This is a genomic window from Nonomuraea mesophila, from assembly GCF_004352805.1.
Classification (GTDB): Bacteria; Actinomycetota; Actinomycetes; order Streptosporangiales; family Streptosporangiaceae; genus Nonomuraea; species Nonomuraea longispora.
Genome location: NZ_SMLD01000185.1, coordinates 1 through 17,740 on the forward strand (window position 1 = coordinate 1; position 17,740 = coordinate 17,740).

Annotated in this window: 17 protein-coding genes; 7 read left to right on the forward strand and 10 right to left on the reverse strand. The window is 71.2% G+C overall.

Going from position 1 to position 17,740, the window contains the following annotated elements:
- The 3 genes from E1295_RS40690 to E1295_RS40700 all read right to left on the reverse strand — a co-directional run.
- On the reverse strand, positions 1-1,023 hold a 1,023-nt coding region (locus E1295_RS40690; RefSeq protein ID WP_132639441.1), incomplete at its 3' end, for a serine/threonine-protein kinase.
- 99 nt (positions 1,024-1,122) lie between these two features.
- Positions 1,123-2,631: a serine/threonine-protein kinase gene (locus E1295_RS40695; RefSeq protein ID WP_132639443.1), complete on the reverse strand. Its 1,509-nt coding sequence runs from the start codon at positions 2,629-2,631 to the stop codon at positions 1,123-1,125.
- A gap of 21 nt (positions 2,632-2,652) precedes the next feature.
- Entirely contained in the window at positions 2,653-3,462 is an 810-nt protein-coding gene (locus E1295_RS40700) for an LLM class F420-dependent oxidoreductase (protein ID WP_132639445.1), read from the reverse strand.
- Positions 3,463-3,550: 88 nt separating this feature from the next.
- Between E1295_RS40700 and E1295_RS40705 the strand changes: the two genes are divergently transcribed.
- The 4 genes from E1295_RS40705 to E1295_RS40720 are packed head-to-tail and all read left to right on the forward strand — an operon-like array spanning position 3,551 to position 6,917.
- Positions 3,551-4,798 carry an LLM class flavin-dependent oxidoreductase gene (locus E1295_RS40705; RefSeq protein ID WP_132639447.1) on the forward strand — a complete coding sequence of 416 codons (1,248 nt, stop codon included), beginning with the start codon at positions 3,551-3,553 and terminating at the stop codon, positions 4,796-4,798.
- Positions 4,795-5,667: a TIGR03619 family F420-dependent LLM class oxidoreductase gene (locus E1295_RS40710; protein WP_132639449.1), complete on the forward strand. Its 873-nt coding sequence runs from the start codon at positions 4,795-4,797 to the stop codon at positions 5,665-5,667. Before E1295_RS40705 ends, E1295_RS40710 begins: the two co-directional genes overlap by 4 nt.
- Before the next feature lie 54 nt (positions 5,668-5,721).
- Complete coding sequence (locus E1295_RS40715; protein WP_181958121.1) at positions 5,722-6,543, forward strand: HipA family kinase; 822 nt, start codon at positions 5,722-5,724, stop codon at positions 6,541-6,543.
- Positions 6,540-6,917, forward strand: a complete 378-nt coding sequence (locus E1295_RS40720) for a DUF3037 domain-containing protein (RefSeq protein WP_220449142.1) — start codon at positions 6,540-6,542, stop codon at positions 6,915-6,917. The genes E1295_RS40715 and E1295_RS40720 overlap by 4 nt, the downstream gene beginning before the upstream one ends.
- 20 nt (positions 6,918-6,937) lie before the next feature.
- Here the strand turns inward: E1295_RS40720 and E1295_RS40725 are convergent, their stop codons facing one another.
- The 4 genes from E1295_RS40725 to dxr all read right to left on the reverse strand — a co-directional run bounded on the left by E1295_RS40725 (position 6,938) and on the right by dxr (position 12,036).
- On the reverse strand, positions 6,938-7,780 hold the full coding sequence (locus E1295_RS40725) for a GNAT family N-acetyltransferase (protein ID WP_132639469.1): 843 nt from the start codon (positions 7,778-7,780) through the stop codon (positions 6,938-6,940).
- Positions 7,781-7,852: 72 nt separating this feature from the next.
- Positions 7,853-9,448: an alpha/beta hydrolase gene (locus E1295_RS40730; RefSeq protein ID WP_246080961.1), complete on the reverse strand. Its 1,596-nt coding sequence runs from the start codon at positions 9,446-9,448 to the stop codon at positions 7,853-7,855.
- Positions 9,449-9,643: 195 nt separating this feature from the next.
- Positions 9,644-10,807 carry a flavodoxin-dependent (E)-4-hydroxy-3-methylbut-2-enyl-diphosphate synthase gene (gene ispG / locus E1295_RS40735; RefSeq protein ID WP_132639451.1) on the reverse strand — a complete coding sequence of 388 codons (1,164 nt, stop codon included), beginning with the start codon at positions 10,805-10,807 and terminating at the stop codon, positions 9,644-9,646.
- Positions 10,808-10,845: 38 nt separating this feature from the next.
- A complete protein-coding gene (dxr, locus tag E1295_RS40740; RefSeq protein WP_132639453.1) occupies positions 10,846-12,036 on the reverse strand; it encodes a 1-deoxy-D-xylulose-5-phosphate reductoisomerase in 1,191 nt (396 codons plus the stop codon).
- Positions 12,037-12,232: 196 nt separating this feature from the next.
- Here dxr and E1295_RS40745 point away from each other — a divergent pair, with 196 nt between their 5' ends.
- Together E1295_RS40745 and E1295_RS40750 are read left to right on the forward strand one after the other, a co-directional pair.
- Positions 12,233-13,279 carry a trypsin-like serine peptidase gene (locus E1295_RS40745; RefSeq protein ID WP_132639455.1) on the forward strand — a complete coding sequence of 349 codons (1,047 nt, stop codon included), beginning with the start codon at positions 12,233-12,235 and terminating at the stop codon, positions 13,277-13,279.
- Between the two features lie 55 nt (positions 13,280-13,334).
- Positions 13,335-14,459: a trypsin-like serine peptidase gene (locus E1295_RS40750; RefSeq protein ID WP_166427657.1), complete on the forward strand. Its 1,125-nt coding sequence runs from the start codon at positions 13,335-13,337 to the stop codon at positions 14,457-14,459.
- Positions 14,460-14,474: 15 nt separating this feature from the next.
- Here the strand turns inward: E1295_RS40750 and E1295_RS40755 are convergent, their stop codons facing one another.
- Entirely contained in the window at positions 14,475-15,002 is a 528-nt protein-coding gene (locus E1295_RS40755; RefSeq protein ID WP_132639457.1) for a GNAT family N-acetyltransferase, read from the reverse strand.
- A gap of 77 nt (positions 15,003-15,079) precedes the next feature.
- Positions 15,080-16,507: an aldehyde dehydrogenase family protein gene (locus tag E1295_RS40760; protein ID WP_132639459.1), complete on the reverse strand. Its 1,428-nt coding sequence runs from the start codon at positions 16,505-16,507 to the stop codon at positions 15,080-15,082.
- 290 nt (positions 16,508-16,797) lie between these two features.
- Between E1295_RS40760 and E1295_RS40765 the strand changes: the two genes are divergently transcribed.
- Positions 16,798-17,424 (forward strand): TetR/AcrR family transcriptional regulator, encoded by a 627-nt coding sequence (locus E1295_RS40765; protein WP_132639461.1) that lies wholly within the window; start codon positions 16,798-16,800, stop codon positions 17,422-17,424.
- 31 nt (positions 17,425-17,455) lie between these two features.
- Here the strand turns inward: E1295_RS40765 and E1295_RS40770 are convergent.
- A partial coding sequence (locus E1295_RS40770) for a PucR family transcriptional regulator (protein ID WP_132639463.1) occupies positions 17,456-17,740 on the reverse strand: 285 nt, incomplete at its 5' end.

Here is a 17,740-nt window from a genome sequence, read left to right on the forward strand (position 1 = left end):
TCCCACCCGCGCCCACCCGGCACTTTCTGACGTACGAGGGCCGTGCGCGCCGGAGCCTTCCGGCACGTCCCCGCTGGTCTCTCCAGGCACCGGGTCCGGCGAGCCGGGCAGGACGTAACCGCCGGACGCGCCCGTCGCCTCCGGCTCGGCCAACGGCGTGCGCGGCTCGGGCACCAGCGGCGGCACCGCCCGCAGGATGGGGCCGGGCGGCGAGCTCGGCTCGCCCTCCGCCTCGCCCAGCAGCGCGAACAGCAACTCCCTGCTGGTCGGCCGGTTGCGGGCCTCCTTGTCCAGGCACGACTGCACCAGCGTGCGCAGCCGGCCGTCCAGCAGGCCGAGCTCGGGCGGCGCGGTCAGGATGCGGTGCAGCACGGGCGCGACGGAGTCCTGCCCGAACGGCGCCGTAGCGTTGGCCGCGAAGCACATCGTCGCGCCCCACGAGAACACGTCCGCCGCTCCGGTGACCGCCGACGCGGTGATCTGCTCGGGCGCCATGTACGCGGGCGTCCCGACACCCCTGCCGCTCACCGTCGCCGCCGCGTCCAGCGCCTTGGCCAGGCCGAAGTCGATCACGCGCGGCCCGTCGGGGCCGAGCAGCACGTTCTGGGGCTTGAAGTCGCGGTGCACGATCCCCGCCTGATGGATCGCGACGAGCGCGGTGGCGGTGCCGACGGCGAGCCGTTCGAGCGCGCCGCCGCGCCGGGGCCCGGTGAGCGCGACCTCCCGCTGCAGCGAGGGACCGTCGACGTATTCGCTCACGATGTAGGGTCGGCCCTCGTCGAACCCCGCGTCGATCACCTGGGCCGTGCAGAACCGCGCGACCTGCTTGGCCAGCTCCACTTCCCGCAGGAACGCCGCCCGTTCGTCGCCCACCGGTCCGTGCAGCAGCTTGACCGCGTATCTTTCCCCGCCCCTCGTTCCGAGGAACACCGCACCCTGACCGCCCTCGCCCAGGCGCCCGGAAAGACTGTACTGTCCGAGCTGCTGCGGATCCCCCGTCCTGAGCGGCTGTGCCGTCGGCACGGGCACCCTCCCCTCGCCGCCTGCTTCCTACTGAAGGCAACCGGCCGCCTGCAGTCAACCATGCTCAGGCGTTTCGCTGCCTGACCGTGATACAGCAGGTCAGGAGGTACGGGCGACCTTGCCCGAATACGTAACCTCGTCCTCACCCTCGCGGGTGACCTTGATGGCCATCTGGTTAGTGTCGTCCGTCGGGAGCATCCTCAGCGTCCCCGGGTAGCACGCCTCGCCCTCGACCCGATCGAGGGTGTACACGAGCCGGCTGCTCGTCGGCCCGACCCGTCCGGAGCAGTGCAGATCCGCTCCCCAGCGCATCGTGCCGACGCCGTCCGCGCGTACGTTCAGTTCGACGGGGAAGATGCGTTTCGCGGTGGGGTGCTCGGCCGAACCCGTCCAGGTGCCGTCCAGGCCGGGGCCCTCCGCGCCGCGCAACCAGAAGGCGAACCCGGCCACGCCCATGGCGAGCCCGGCCACCGCCACGACGACCTGCCAGGGCCGCATCCGCCTCGGCCGCGCTGCAGGCGCGTCCTCCTCCGCGCCGGGGACATCCACCTCACCGGGCGCGGTCCCGCCCGTATGGCCGGACGCCCCGGTGTGACGGTGCCCCGCCTCACCACGGCGGGCGGAGGTGCCGGCCGTCTCGCGGACGCGGACGACGGGAAAACTCGTCGTCGGGTCGGGATCGGTGATCACGATCTCGTCCTGCCCGGCGACGCCGACGGCCGCCATGGCCCCGGACGTCAGCACATCCTGCCCGGCGACGCCGACGGCCGCCATGGCGCCAGACGTCAGCACGTCCTGGCCGCCGGCCGCCTGCTGCCCCAGCAGCCGCAGCAGCACCTCCTCGGCGCTCGGCCGGTCGCTCGGATCGGGAGCCAGGCAGGCCTGCACGATCTCGCGCAGCGGGCCGCGCAGCGATCCGAGGTCCGGCTTGCCGTACAGGACCCTGGCCAGCACCTCCCGGTGGGTCTCCGCCGTGAAGGCGTGCCGGCCGCTGGCGGTGTAGGCGACGGTCAGTCCCCAGGCCCACAGGTCGGCGGGCGGCCCAGCGGGCTCCGCGTGGATGCGCTCGGGCGCCATGTAGGCCGGGGTTCCCACAGGGATGTGGCCGGTGGTCGCGGCGGTGTCGACGAGCCTGGACACGCCGAAGTCGATCACGCGCGGCCCGTCGATCCCGAGCAGCACGTTGCCCGGCTTGAAGTCGCGGTGCACGACGCCGGCGCGGTGGATGGCGCCGAGGGCGGTGGCGGTGCCGATGGCCAGGCGGTCGAGCGAGCCGCCCCGCCGGGGCCCCTCGGCGATCACGTGCTCGCGCAGCGAGGGCCCTTCGACGTACTCGCTGACCAGGTAGGGCCGGTCGCCTTCGAGGTCGGCCTCGATCAGCTGGGCCGTGCAGAAGGCCGCCACCCGGCGCACGGCCTCGACCTCGCCGAGGAAGCGGCGGCGTACGTCGGGGTCGTCGGACAGGCTGGCGCGCAGGAGCTTGACCGCCACCTTGCCGCCCTGCGGGGACTCGCCGAGGTACACGACGCCTTGGCCGCCCTGGCCGAGCCTGCGTGTCAGCCGGTACGGCCCCAGTCGCCGTGGATCATCGGCACGAAGCTCGGACATACATCGCCATTATGCCCGTCTTCAGGTGAGGGCCGCGTACCGGTCGAGAAAGCGCAGCACCTCGTCCGCGGACCCGCTCGGCAGCGCCGCCACGGCCTCCTCGACGCCGAGCCCGGCGAAGTAGTCGAGCTTCTCCTTCGTCGGCCTTGTCCCGAACGGTATCACTTCGGCCATCGGCCGCCCGGCCTTCTCGCACGCTTCGCGCAGCGCGGGCAGCGCCGCCTTGACGCCGTGGCCGCCGATGGGCATCCAGCCGTCGGCGTACTCGGCGACGTGCGCGAACAACGTCGGGCCCGCGCCGCCGCCCACGTACACGGGAGGGTGCCGCACCGGCTTGGGCCAGGACCAGGACGGCTCGAACCCGTCGAACGAGGCCACCTCGTCGCGCCACAACGCCCGCATCGCCAGCACGTTGCGCCTGGCGACCTCGCGGCGGCGGCCGTACGGGACCCCGTGGTTCTCGATCTCCTCGACGTTCCAGCCGAAGCCGACGCCGACCACCGCGCGCCCGCCGGACAGATGGTCGAGGGTGGCGATGGCCTTGGCGGTCACGATGGGGTCGCGCTGGGCGGCGAGCAGGATGCCGGTGCCGAGGCGCAGCCGCTCGGTCGCGGCGGCGGCGAAGGAGAGGGCGACGAGGGGGTCGAGGGTGCGTTTGTACTGCTCGGGCAGCTCCCGCTGCCCGCCCGCGGGAGGGGTGCGGCGCGAGACCGGGATGTGGGTGTGCTCGGGCAGGTAGAGCGAGGAGAAACCGCGCTCCTCCGCGGCCCTGGCCAGGTCCTGGACCGGCATGGCCAGGTCCGTCGCGAACATCGTGACCCCGAGCCTCATGGGGACCTCCCGTCGTGAACCAAGCGATTGCTCGGTTAAGATTTCCAGAGTACCTTGCAGAAGACCATCCGCGGAGAGAGGCCCAACGGTGAAGTTCTCTATCTTCCTGAATCCGCAGATTCCCGGCTCTGGCTACGCGGCCGAGGAGAACGCCAAGGCCAGGCGGCCCATCGGGCGTGACACGGAGTCGTACCAGAGGCTGCTGCACGAGGTGCGGGAGATAGCCGTCCACGCCGACCAGGTCGGGTTCGACGCGCTGATGATGACCGAGCACCATTTCCATTCGGAGGGCATGGAGTTCTCGGTCAACCCGCTGATGTTCCTCACCGACCTGGCGGCCAGGACCGAGCGCATCCTGCTGGCGCCGCTCGGCCTGGTGCTGCCCGCATGGGACCCGATCAGGGCCGCCGAGGACGTTGCGCTGCTCGACCAGTTCTGCAAGGGACGGCTGCGCCTCGGCGTCGCCCGCGGCTACCAGAACCGCTGGATGAACGTGCTGGGCCAGCGCTGGCACGCCGCCGCCGCCCGCTCCGACGGCTCGGCCTCCGACACCCGCAACTTCGACGTCTTCGGCGAGGTCCTGAAGATCATGAAGCTCGCGTGGACCCAGGAGACGTTGCGCTACAAGTCGGACGTGCTGGACTACCAGGTGCCCTACCCGTACGAGGGCATCGAGGGCTGGCCGGCCCAGGAGTGGACCAGAACCTTCGGCGCGCCCGGCGAACTGGCCGACGACGGCACGGTGCAGGCCGTCTCCGTCTGCCCCAGGCCGTACCAGAACCCGCACCCCGAGCTGTGGCAGCCGTTCACGATCTCCGACCGGTCGGTCATCAGGGCCGCCCAGGAGGACATCCTGCCGTGGATGTTCACCCCCAACCCCGACGACCACGCCCAGAAGGCCAGGCTCTACCAGGAGGAGTCCGCCAAGCAGGGCCGCCACTACCGGCTGGGCGAGCACACCGGCATCCTCAAGATCGTCGGCATCGCCGACACCACCGAGGAGGCCATCAACACCTTCGGCCGCAGCATCCCGAAGGACTTCGCCGCCTTCTTCGGCCCTTTCGGCTACCTCGAGGTGCTGCGGAAGAAGGAGGACGAGAAGCACAAGCCCATCTCCCCGGAGAAGGGCGACGCCAAGCGCATGAACGACGTGGAGATGGCGCTCTTCGGCACCCCCGACGACGTCAAGCGCGGCATCCAGCGCATGCTCGACCGGATGCCCGACCTGGAGTGGTTCGGCCTCTACATGCAGGGCCAGCAGGGCGTGCTGCCGCTCGACACGGTCAAGCGCAACCTGGAGATGTTCGCCACCAAGGTCGCACCGGAGTTCCGATGAAGATGTGGCTGGGAGCCTCGTTCTCCGACACCGACCAGTTCGTGGAGCTGGCGCGGGCCGCCGAGAGGTGCGGCTTCGACACGCTGACGCTCTCCGACCATCTCTTCTACGCCGACTTCGAGACGCCCTACCCGTACTCGAAGTCCGGGCGGCCCCGCTGGAACGCCCGGACGCACTGGCCGGACGTGTGGGTGACGATCGGCGCCATGTCGGCGGTGACCACGTCGCTGCGGTTCGCCCCGAACGTCTACATCGCCCCGCTCCGCGACCTGTTCACCGTGGCCAAGCAGGTGTCCACGGCGGCGGTGTTGTCGCGGGAGCGGGTGACGTTCGGGGTGGGGGTGGGCTGGTGCAAGGAGGAGTTCGTCGCGACCGGCCAGGACTTCCACACGCGGGGGCGGCGGCTGGACGAGATGCTGCCCGTGCTGCGCGAGTTGTGGGCGGGCGAGACGGTCACCCTGGACGGCCTGCCCGCCCTGTCGATCTCCCCGGTCCCGGCCGGGCGCGTCCCCGTCCACGTGGGCGGCGACAGCGAGGCCGCCCTGCGCCGGGCGGCCCGGCTGGGCGACGGGTGGATCGGCAACCGCATCTACACCGAGGAGCAGCTCGACCCCGTGCTCGACACGCTCCGCCGCCACCTCGACGCCAACGGCAGGAGCGGTGAGCCGTTCGACATCATCGCGCCGCTGGCGGTGCTGCCGGACGCCGGCACCTACCGGCGCTTCGCCGCGAAGGGGGTGACGGGGACGCTGGCCGCGCCGTGGTGGCTGGCCACCCCCGAGGAGAAGGCCCGGTACGGCGAGGACACCCTGGAGCTCAAGATCGCCACCATGGAACGGTTCGCCGAGGAGGTCATCGCCAAGCTCTGAGCCGGCGCGCGCCCGCGGGCAGGGGCGGCAGGAAGGGGGCGATAGCCTTCCTTCGTGCTGGAAAGGATCGCGGCCACCCGCTACGTGACCCCGCTGCGTGAGGGCGGGTCGCTGCCGGGCGTCGTCGAGGCCGACGACCTGGGCACCTACGTCGTGAAATTTCGGGAGGCGGGCCAGGGCCGGCGGGTGCTCGTCGCCGAGATCATCGCGGCCGAGCTGGCCCGCCGGCTGGGCCTGCGCACGCCCGAGCTGAAGCTCATCGACCTCGACCCTCAGCTCGGCGTCAGAGAGCCGGACGAGGAGGTGCAGGACCTGCTCAAGGCCAGCACCGGCCTCAACCTGGCGATCGACTTCCTGCCGGGCGCGCTCGGGTTCGACCCGCTGGCCTGGGCCGCGGACCCGGTGTTCGCGTCGCGGGTCGTGTGGTTCGACGGCCTCATCCACAACATCGACCGGAGCTGGCGCAACCCCAACCTGCTGGTCTGGCACGGCGACACCTGGCTGATCGACCACGGCGCGGCGCTCTGGTTCCACCACAACTGGCGCACGGCCGACCCGCGGCGGCCGTTCGACGCCGGCGACCACGTGCTCGCGCCGTTCGCCCACGACGTGGCGGCGGCGGGCACGGAGCTGGCCGCGAAGATCACTCCCGAGCTGCTGGAGACCGTCACGGCGCTGGTGCCCGGCGAGTGGCTCGACGGGGAGCCCGGGTTCGGCTCGGCCGGCGCCGTACGCGAGGCGTACGCCGATCACCTGCTCAGGCGGGCGCACGGGCCGTACGACTGGCTGGTGAGCTCCAGGCGGCAGGCGCCACCGAAGGCACCACGGCAGGGGCCGGGGTCCGTCGGCGAGTTCTGGCGGGGAGGCGGCCGGTGACCAGGGACGTCTACGAATACTCGGTGATCCGCGTCGTGCCCAGGGTCGAGCGGGGCGAGCTGATCAACGCGGGCGTGCTGCTCTACTGCCAGCCGCGCGGCTACCTGTGCGCGCGGGTCGAGCTCGACCCCGGCCGGCTGCGGGCCGTCGACCCCGGCGCCGACGTCGACGGCGTGCGGCGGGCGCTGGGCGCGTACGAGCTGGCCTGCGGCGACGAGGCCGGTCCGCTGCGGGAGGAGTCGCTCGGCGCCAGGTTCCGCTGGCTGACCGCGCCGCGCAGCACGATCGTGCAGGCGGGGCCGGTGCACGCGGGGCTGACGGCCGACCCCGCCACCGAGCTGGCCAGACTGTTCGACAAGCTCGTACGCCTCTGACCGGGACGGCCTCACGCGGGCTAGAACAGCACGGACATGAAGGTGTCGACCTCGTGGAAGCCGACCTTGCGATAGACCGCGCGCGCCGAACGGTTGTAGTCGTTGACGTAGAGCGTGACCACGGGCGCGAAGCAGCCCAGCGCCGCCTCCACGGTGGCCGCCATGCCTGCCACGGCGTGCCCCCTCCCCCGCAGCTCGGGGGCGACCCAGACACCCTGGATCTGGCAGGCGTGCGGCGTGACCGCGCCGATCTCCGCCTTGAACACCACCCGCCCGTCCTCTATGCGGGCGTAGGAGCGGCCGATCCTGATGAGTTCGGCGACCCTGGTGCGGTAGAGGGCGCCGCCGTCGCCGAGGTTGGGCGAGACCCCCACCTCCTCGGTGAACATGGCCACGCACGCGGGCAGCAGGATGTCGAACTCGTCGGGCCGCACCCGGCGCACCAGCGGGTCGGCGGGCACCGGCGGCTTGCGCGAGGTCGCCATGACCGGCTGCGCCCAGCGGATCGCGCGGGCGCGGCCCCAGTGCGGTTCCAGCCGCTCCCACAGCAGGGAGACAGCGTCGGCAGGACCCACGATGGACGAACACCGCCGCCCCTGTTTGCGGGCGCGGTCGGCGAACGCGTGCACGGCCTCAGGACCGGCGTTGACCGGCACCATGTTGGCCCCGGCGTAACAGAGTGACACGAGGCCACCGCGCGGCCCGAATCCCCACATCTGCCCGCCGAGCCTCGCCGGATTGAGTCCGACGGCCCGCACCCGGGAGGAGACGAAGACGTTGGCGACCGGATCGCAGTCAAGCAGGGCGAGAACTTCGTCCCGGTCGCTGTCATCGAGCACGCGCGACGCCGATGTACGCAGCATCACACGGTCAGACTACGCGAAGGGTTACCGATTAGCTCATCTGGCGATGCCCGCGGTAACCGATTCTTGACGTCAACGTCCGCCGAGCAACCCCAGCAGCCCGAGCGAGCCCAGCAGATCGTGCCGCTCCCGGGACTCGGCGGCCATACGGGCGGACGCGCTCGGCTCGGGCAGCGCGCGGCACCCGGCGTCACGCGCCGGCAGCGACCCGTCACTCAGGTACGCCGACAGGTGCCCGTCCACACACTGGTTGCCCCCCAGCGACACGCCGTGGTTGCCGCCCTGCTCGACCACCAGGCGGGAGCGCGGGAAGAGCCGGTGCACGGTCAGCGCCCCCCGGTACGGCGTCGCGGCGTCGTCACGGGACTGCAGGATGAGGATCGGCGGCAGCTTCGCCGACCCGCGCACCTCGACCGGCTCGCCACCGCGTACGGGCCAGAACGCGCAGGGCGCGTTGTACCAGGCGTTCGGCCAGGTGAGGAACGGCGCGCTCCGGTGCGACCTGGTCATGTCGGCCCGCCACTTGTCCCAGTCGCGCGGCCAGCGGGCGTCGCGGCACTGGACGCCCAGGTAGACGGCGTAGCTGTTCTCGTCCGCCGCGTCGACCTTGCCGTGCTTGTTGTAGAGGTCGACCAGCCCTTGCACCTCGCCCTTGCGGACGTAGGCGGACCAGGCCGCGGCGAACGCGGGCCAGACCTTGTCGCTGTAGCCCGTGATGGTGAAGGTGTCGTCGAGCTCGCTCGGCCCCACGATGCCGCCGGCCGGGCGCTCGCGCAGCCGGTCGCGCATCGCGTAGTAGGCGAAGGACGTCTCTTTGGTGGTGTCGCCGAGCCGGTACACGGAGTTGTGCTCGGCGGCCCAGCCCAGGAAGAGGCGGTGGCGGCGTTCGAAGGCGGCGTTCTGCCTGAGGTTGGACTCGTACCAGACCGTGGTCGGGTCGACGACGCTGTCCAGGACGAGCCGCTTGACGCGCTGCGGGAAGAGCGTGGCGTAGACGGCTCCGAGGTAGGTGCCGTACGAGTAGCCCAGGTAGCTGATCTTCTGCTCGCCGAGTGCGGCACGGATGCTGTCCATGTCCCTGGCGGAGTTCTCGGTGGTGAGGTGCGGCAGCAGCCAGGCCCAGCGGTTGCCGCACGCGTTGGCGTACGCGGCTGCCCGGCTGAGCAGCACCCGCTCCTCGGCCCGCCCGCGCGGCACGGCGTCCGGCCGCGGCGCCTTGTAGTAGGCGGCGGGGTCGACGCAGCGCATCGCCGGCTCGCTCGCGCCGACGCCGCGGGGGTCGAAGCCCACGATGTCGTAGCGGTCGCGCAGGTCGCCCGGCAGGTTCCTGGCGACGTAGGCGGTGAGGTTGCGGCCGGACGCGCCCGGGCCGCCCGGGTTCACCAGGAGCGTGCCGAGGTGGTCGGCGTCCCGCGACGTCTTGGCCTTGAGCCGGTTGATCGCCACCTTGATCTGATGTCCCCGCGGCTCGCGGTAGTCGAGCGGCACGCGTACGGTGGCGCATTCCAGCTCGGCCGGAGCCTGCTTCCCCGACGTCTGCGGACACGGCCCCCAGGCCACCGCGGCCGGCGCTCTGCTGGCCGCACCGGCCACCGCCATCCCGTCCGCGCTCACTGTCCCGGCGACGAGCACCGCACTTGCGGCGACGATCCTCACTACCCGATTCACCCGGCCCCCTCCCATGTCATAGGCCTTGCGATGCTCCCGTACGTGAGCGGGCCGTGACGGTGGGTATGGGGAAATGCTTGCCATCATGTAATGGATCTGTTGCAAGGAGTGACGTGCCGGTCACGGGAAAGCGGAGACCCCGGGCCGACGCGGGCCCGGGGTCCCCGTGTGGGTCAGGCGTGGATCAGGGGTGGGTCAGCCGACCGTGACCTGGGGGCCGGTGTCGTCGTCAAGGTCGATCTCGAGGCCCATCTCCTCGGCCAGCCGCATGGCCTCCTCGATCAGGGTCTCGACGATCTGCGACTCGGGCACGGTCTTGATGACCTCGCCCTTGACGAAGATCTGGCCCTTGCCGTTGCCGGAGGCCACCCCGAGGTCGGCTTCGCGGGCCTCGCCCGGCCCGTTGACGACGCAGCCCATGACGGCCACCCGCAGCGGGACCTTCATGCCCTCCAGGCCGGCCTGCACCTGGTCGGCCAGCGTGTAGACGTCGACCTGGGCCCGCCCGCACGACGGGCAGGACACGATCTCCAGCCCGCGCTCGCGCAGCCCGAGCGACTCCAGGATCTGGGCGCCGACCTTGACCTCCTCGACCGGGGGCGCGGACAGGGAGACCCTGATCGTGTCGCCGATGCCCTCGGCCAGCAGCGCGCCGAAGGCGACGGAGGACTTGATCGTGCCCTGGAAGGCCGGCCCGGCCTCCGTGACGCCCAGGTGCAGCGGATAGTCGCACTGGGCGGCCAGCAGGCGGTAGGCGTTGATCATCACGACCGGGTCGTTGTGCTTGACCGAGATCTTGATGTCTCTGAACCCGTGCTCCTCGAACAGCGAGCACTCCCACAGGGCCGACTCCACCAGCGCCTCGGGCGTGGCCTTGCCGTATTTCTGCAGCAGCCGCGGGTCGAGGGAGCCGGCGTTGACGCCGATCCTGATCGGCACGCCGTGCTCGGAGGCGGCCCTGGCGATCTCGCCGACCTTGTCGTCGAACTTCTTGATGTTGCCCGGGTTGACGCGCACGGCCGCGCAGCCCGCCTCGATGGCCGCGAACACGTATTTCGGCTGGAAGTGGATGTCGGCGATGACGGGGATCTGCGACTTCCTGGCGATGAGAGGCAGCGCGTCGGCGTCGTCCTGGGACGGCACCGCCACGCGCACGATCTGGCAGCCGGAGGCCGTCAGCTCGGCGATCTGCTGCAGGGTCGCGTTGACGTCGGCGGTCACCGTGGTCGTCATCGACTGCACCGAGACGGGGGCGTCGCCGCCCACCGGCACGCTGCCGACCATGAGCTGGCGGGAGTGGCGGCGTTCGGCGAGCGGCTTGGGGCGCACCGCCGGAATGCCGAGAGCTACAGATGACATTTCAACCCTTACTGTGACGACGCTTTCAGTCTAGGTAGTCAGCGGGACTGCCCGGTTGTGAGTTCGGCCGCACGGGCGCGGGCCCAGGCGTCGGCCGCGAGCACCTCGTCGACGGAGCCGGCCGGGGTGACGTCGTGCTCCTCGACGACCCGGGCGACGGTGTCGACGATCGCCAGGAACGGCAGGTCGCCGCGGAGGAACGCGTCGAGGCAGGCTTCGTTGGCGGCGTTGTAGACGGCCGGCGCGGTGCCGCCCGCGCCGCCGACGTGCCTGGCCAGCGCGACGGCGGGGAACGCCTCGTCGTCGAGCGGCTCGAACGTCCAGGTGTGCGCCTTGGTCCAGTCGATGGGCCGGGCCGCGCCGGGGACGCGGCGCGGGTGGCCGAGCGCCAGCGCGATCGGCAGCCGCATGTCGGGCGGGCTGGCCTGGGCGATGGTGGAGCCGTCGACGTATTCGACCATGGAGTGGACGATCGACTGCGGGTGGACCACGACCTCGATGCGGTCGAAGCCGAGGTCGAACAGCAGATGCGCCTCGATCACCTCCAGCCCCTTGTTGACCAGGGTGGCGGAGTTGATCGTGATGGCGGGCCCCATCGACCAGGTCGGGTGGGCCAGCGCCATCGCGGGGGTGACGTCGGCCATCTCGGCGCGCTTCATGCCCCGGAACGGCCCGCCGCTGGCCGTGACCACGAGCTGCTTGACCTCCGCGGGGTCGTAGCCGTCGGGCCCCGCCGCCCACAGGCACTGCTGCAGCGCCGAGTGCTCGGAGTCGACCGGCAGGATCTGCCCCGGCTTGGCCAGCCGCTTGACCAGGGGCCCGCCGATGATGAGGGACTCTTTGTTGGCCAGCGCGAGCGTCCTGCCCGACTCCAGGGCGACCAGCGTGGAGGTCAGGCCGAGCGCGCCGGTGATGCCGTTGAGCACGGTGTCGCACGGCCACGCCGCCACCTCGGCGACACCTTCGTGGCCCGCGAGGACCGTGGGGTGCGCGCCGTGCGCGGCCAGCGCCTCCTTCAGCGCCGGCACGGCCGAGGCGTCGGCCACCGCCACCACCTCGACACCGAACTCGGCCGCCTGCCTGGCCAGCAGGTCGACCTTGCCACCCCCCGCCGCCAGCCCGGAGACCGTGAAGCCGCCCGGGCCGGCGGCGATGACGTCGAGTGCCTGCGTGCCGATCGAGCCGGTGGAGCCGAGCACGACGACGGAGCGGAGGGTCTGTTCATGCACCCGTCCATTGTCCCCGCTGCGTGGCGTACTCGGGCACGAGACCCCGATCAGCCGCAAAGTGCCTGACTTATGTGACGGGAGATAACTCAGTTAATTCGTGCCGGAATATCGCCATATCGGATCGCGCAAATCTTGAGAAATCTGGATATTGATGCCGCTACCTTCCAAGCTCACGTCCGATTTCGGGAGGTACGTAATGCACCGCAAAGTTGCTCTGATTTCCGTCCTGGCCCTCGCCGCAGGGAGCGCCGCCCTGCTCCCGGCGAGCGGGGCGCAGGCCGGCGTACGGGCGCGTCCGGAGCCCGCGCAGAAGACGGCGGCGGATTCGGCGTCCGAACGGCGCCAGGTCCTGACGTACTGGACGGAGCGGCGCATGGAGGCGGCCCAGCCGCTGGACGCGCCCGGACCCAAGGCCGGGGCGAAGAAGGCCGTGGAGAAGAAGGCCGTGGAGAAGAAGGCCGGGGAGAAGAAGGCCGGGGCGCAGCCCGCCGAAGGCACCCCCTGGACGGCCCCGCCCAGCGGCGCCTCGAAGAGCCGCACCGCGTTGCAGGCCGCCAGGTCGTCGGGCGCGCCCTGGACGAAGGGCGGCGCCGTCGTGAAGACCACGGGCCGGGTCTTCTTCACCACGCAGGGGCGCAACGCCTCATGCTCGGGCTCGGCCGTGACCAGCGCGAACAAGAGCGTGGTGCTGACCGCGGGCCACTGCGTGAAGATGGGCGGCGCGTTCCACACCAACTGGGTGTTCGTGCCCGGCTACGACAACGGCAAGCGCCCCTTCGGCACCTGGGCCGCCACCCGGCTGCTGACCACGCCGCAGTGGAACGCCCGCGAGGACATCAACTTCGACATCGCCGCCGCGGTGGTCGCTCCGCTGGAGGGCAAGACGCTGGTGGACGTCGTGGGCGGCCAGGGCGTGGCGTTCAACCAGCCCAGACGGCAGCAGATGTACGCCTTCGGCTACCCGGCGGCGGCGCCGTACGACGGGTCGAAGCTCATCCACTGCAGCGGCCGGACCTTCGACGACGTCGCGCTGTCGAAGGACCATGGCCTGACCTGCAACATGACCGGCGGTTCGAGCGGCGGTCCGTGGATGCTGAGCTTCAACGAGTCGACCGGTCTCGGCACGCAGAATTCGGTGAACAGCTTCAAATACAACTTCGCCCCGAACTGGATGTTCGGCCCTTATTTCGGGAATGAGGCTCAGGCTGTCTACCAGGCGGCACAAAACACTAACGCCCTCTGAGCGACTCACCGAAAGTAGTCACAAGAACACAAGTTGTGGTGCAGACTCAGGGAGCATGACCCTGAGCACCCCCATGCTCGCGGGGGCCCCGCTCCTCGCCGGGCTGATCGGCTCCGCGCTCCTCGGCGCGGCACCGGCACCGCAGCAGGCCGAACGCCCCGTCACCACGGCTGTCTCGGCCGGCGGGCCCGTCTTCTCCGTGGCCCGGCAGGTCGTCCGGAGGGCCGGGATCGTCGAGCACGTGGCCGCGCGCACACCCGCCGACCAGCAGCGGGTGCTCGACTACTGGACGCCGCAACGCATGGCCAAGGCCCTGCCGATCGGGCTGCTCGGCCTCGCCACGAGCGACAAGGGACTGCTGGGCGACCTGACCGGTGGGCGCGCGCTCCCCAGCCTTCCGGGCGGGCGCGGTCCGGCCGCCGGCCAGGCCCTTCCCGGCCGCACGGCGCAACCGGCCGAGCCCCGCCACCACGCGGCCGCCGCGCCGAGCACCGGCACCGTCGGCTCCCGCTGGGGTTCGGGCGGCCTCGTCGCGAGGACGACGGGCCGGGTGTTCCTCACCGTGGCCGGCGCGGACTTCGTCTGCTCGGCCAGCACGGTCAGGAGCGCCAACAAGGACCTCGTGGTCACCGCCGGTCACTGCGTCAAGGACGGCGCCGGCGAGTGGGCGGCGAACTGGACGTTCGTCCCCGGCTACGGGTCCGGCGGGAAGGCGCCGTTCGGGCAGTACACCGCCCGCCGCATGTTCGTCGCCGGCCCGTGGTCGCGCAGCGGCGACGACAACTACGACATCGGCATGGTCGCCCTGGCCACCTCACGCGGCAGGCACGTGGCCGACGTGGTCGGCACCCAGGAGATCGCCTTCAACACGCCGCGCGGCGGCCAGGCGTTCGGCTTCGGCTATCCCGCCGACCCGCCGTACAACGGCAGCCACCTGGTCTACTGCGCGGGACGGCTGCGGGACGACCCGCACAAGCAGACCCGCGACCAGGGCCTCGGCTGCGCCATGACGGCGGGCTCCAGCGGCGGCCCGTGGATGACCAGGTTCGACCCCCGCACCGGCAAGGGCACGATCACGTCGCTGAGCAGCTTCAAGTACAGCGACGACCAGCGCACGATGTACGGCCCCTACCTCGGCGACGCCGCCAAGGCCCTCTACACCATGGCGGGACGCGCCTGATCGCTCAGGGGACGCTCACTTCAGCTCCGACTCCAGCAGCCCCATCATGAGGAAGTCGTGCCGCTTCCCCTTGGTGCGGAACGCCTCGCGCCGCCGCCCCTCCTCGACGAACCCGACCCTGGTGTACGCCCGCACGGCCGCCGTGTTGTCGGCCACCACCCACAGCGTCACCCGGTGCAGCCCCATCTCCTCGAAGGCGTACCTGCAGATCACGCGCAGCGCGTCCGTCGCGTAGCCGCCTCCCCGGTAGTCGGGGTCGGCGATGGCGATGCTGTCCAGGGTGGCGTCGCCCTGGATGAGGTCGGTGTCGCCGAGCACGACGTAACCGATCAGCCGCCCGCCGTCGAGCGTCTCGATGCCCAGCGTCATCTGCTCGAAGGTGTTGCGCGGCCGGTTGGCGCCCTTCTCCATGTTCTGGGCGAGGGAGATGGGCGGCCCGCTGCTCATCCACCGTCCCGTCTCCGGATCGTGATACCACCGCCACAGGGCTTCGCTGTCAGCGGGTTCGAGGGCACGCAGGCGCACGCGGTTTCCGGTCAGCATGAGACAGATCTCCCGTTCAGTGGACCGGTCACGTCTACCAGCGTGCCGACAGGCGGAGCAACGGCTTTTCCCGGCCCTCAGAGTGACAGGCCGGTCAGCACCATGACCTTCTCGTACGTGTAGTCCGTCATCGCCGCGCGCAGCCCCTCGCGTCCGACGCCCGAGTCCTTGACCCCGCCGTACGGCATCTGGTCGGCCCGGTACGACGGCACGTCGCCGACGATCACGCCGCCCACCTTCAGCTCCCGGTTGGCCCGGAAGGCGGCGTCCAGCGACCGCGTGAACACCCCGGCCTGCAGGCCGTACTTCGAGTCGTTGACCATCGCGTACGCCTCGTCGACCGACGCGGCGGGCTGCAGGATCATGACGGGCCCGAAGACCTCCTCGCGGACGACCTTGGCGTCGTGCGGCACGCCCGCCAGCACCGTCGGGGCGAAGGACGTGCCCTCGCGGGTGCCGCCCGCGAGCACCTCGGCGCCCGCGGCGACGGCCTCGCCGACCCACTGCTCCACCCGTTCCGCGGCGGCCTCCGAGACGAGAGGGCCGACCTGGGTCTTCTCGTCGGCCGGGTCGCCGGTGACCAGCCCCTTGACAGCCGGGACCAGCCGCTCGACGAAGGCGTCGTAGACCGGCTGTTCGACGATCACCCGCTGCACGGCGATGCAGCTCTGTCCGCCCTGGTAGTTGGAGTAGAGGGCGATGCGCTGGGCCGCCCAGTCGAGGTCGGCGTCGGCCAGCACGACGGCCGCCGCGTTGCCGCCCAGCTCCAGCGTGACGTGCTTGCGCGGCACCTGGTCGGCGATGGCGTAGCCGACGGGCGCGGAGCCGGTGAACGACACCACGGGCAACCTCGGGTCCTGCACCAGGCCGGCGGCGCGCTCGTTCGGGACCGGCAGCACCGAGAACATGCCGGCGGGCAGATCGGTCTCGGCGAGGAGCTCGCCCAGCAGCAGCGACGACAGCGGCGTGGCGGGAGCGGGCTTCACGACGACGGGGGCGCCGACGGCGATGGCCGGGGCGACCTTGTGCGCGACGAGGTTCAGCGGGAAGTTGAACGGGGTGATCGCCAGCACGGGCCCGTACGGGACCCGCGACACGTACGCCAGGCGCCCGGCCGCGGCCGGCTCGGTGTCGAGCCGCTGCGCCTCACCGGACCAGCGGCGGGTCTCCTCGGCGGCGAAGCGGAACGTGGCGACGGCCCGCGTCACCTCGCCGCGCGCCCAGAAGATCGGCTTGCCGTTCTCGGCGGTGATCAGCCGGGCGATCTCGTCTGCCCGCTCCTCGATGCGCCGCGAGACGTGGGCCAGCGCCTCGGCCCGTACGTGCACGGGCAGCGCGGCGGCCTGCTCGGCGACCGCGTACGCCGCCGCGACGGCCTCCTCGACCTGCGCCTCCGTGGGCACGGAATGGCGGCCGACCTCGCGGCCGTCGTGGGGGTTGGTGACGGTGAGCTCGGAGTCCCCGGTCGCTGGGCGGCCGGCCAGCCAGAAGGTACGCACGTCCATAGTTCAGACGTTATGCGAAGCGGGCGTTCGGGGATCACACCACGGTGCACAAGACTCCCACGAGACCTCACCGTTAAGTACAAGCCCTGGTGTATACCCATGATGTAACGGAACTAGACCCAATTCGGGATGTTTACCATGCGGAGTGGTTTGAGCGATCGTCGCTCTGGCTAAGTCATCGGATGCGGGTCTACAGCGTGGTGGGCCCCCGATCAGAAAGGCGTGGGCCCCGTGACCGAACACCGTGAGGTCACAAGGACGCATAGCTCCTTGGCCGCTGAGGAGGTTCCATGACCTCGGCGCCGCTCGGGCTCCAGGGCGCCTACCTCAAGGGAGAGCGCGCCAGCCACGACGAACTCCGCTCCCACCTCCTGGACGTGGCCGTCAACCTGCTCGAATCCGACGGGGCCGACAGCCTCACCATGCGCAGGATCGCCGCGGAGGCAGGGTGCACGACGACCGTCATCTACACGATGTTCGGCAACCGGGAGGGTCTGGCGGAAGCGCTGTATCTTGAGGGATTCGAGCGCTTCCGCCGCTATCTGGAGTCGGTGCCGCCACGGCGCAGCCCGTTCGAGCACCTGACCGCGCTCGGACCCGCCTACCGGCAGGCGTGCCTGTCCGAGCCCGGCTACTACAGCCTCATGTTCGAGCGGGCGATCCCCGGCTTCGAACCCAGCGAGCGCGCGAGAACCCTCGCCCGCGCCGCACTCAACATCCTCGACCGCGTGATCGCCGACTGCATCTCCGCCGGCTACCTGGTCCCGACCCAGCCCCGCAAGATCGCGGACGCGCTGTGGGCGGCGGCTCAGGGCGCGATCAGTTTGGAGCGTGCCGGTCACCTGCGCGACGGGCGCACGTTCGAGGCGGTCACCATGGCCACCATCTGCTGCTACCAGGTCGACAAGCAGGCCTGACGAGGAGGTACGCCCGCTTCGAGCGCGACCGTCAACGGCGAGCCGCTTCGAGGGCGAACCACAGCTCGGCGCGGACGCCCGGATCGTCGAGGTCGCAGCCGAGCAGCTCGGCCACCCGTTTCATGCGGTAGCGCAGCGTGTGCCGGTGCACGCCGAGCCGCTGCGCCGCCGCGTCCCAGTGGCCGTTGTTCTCCAGGTACGCGCGCAGGGACTCCACGAGTCCGGCCCGGGAGCCGTACCCGGTGAGGGGAGCCAGCAGCGCGGCCGAGAACGCCTGGGCGTCCGCCTGATCGAGCAGCCCGAGCACCCCCTGCCC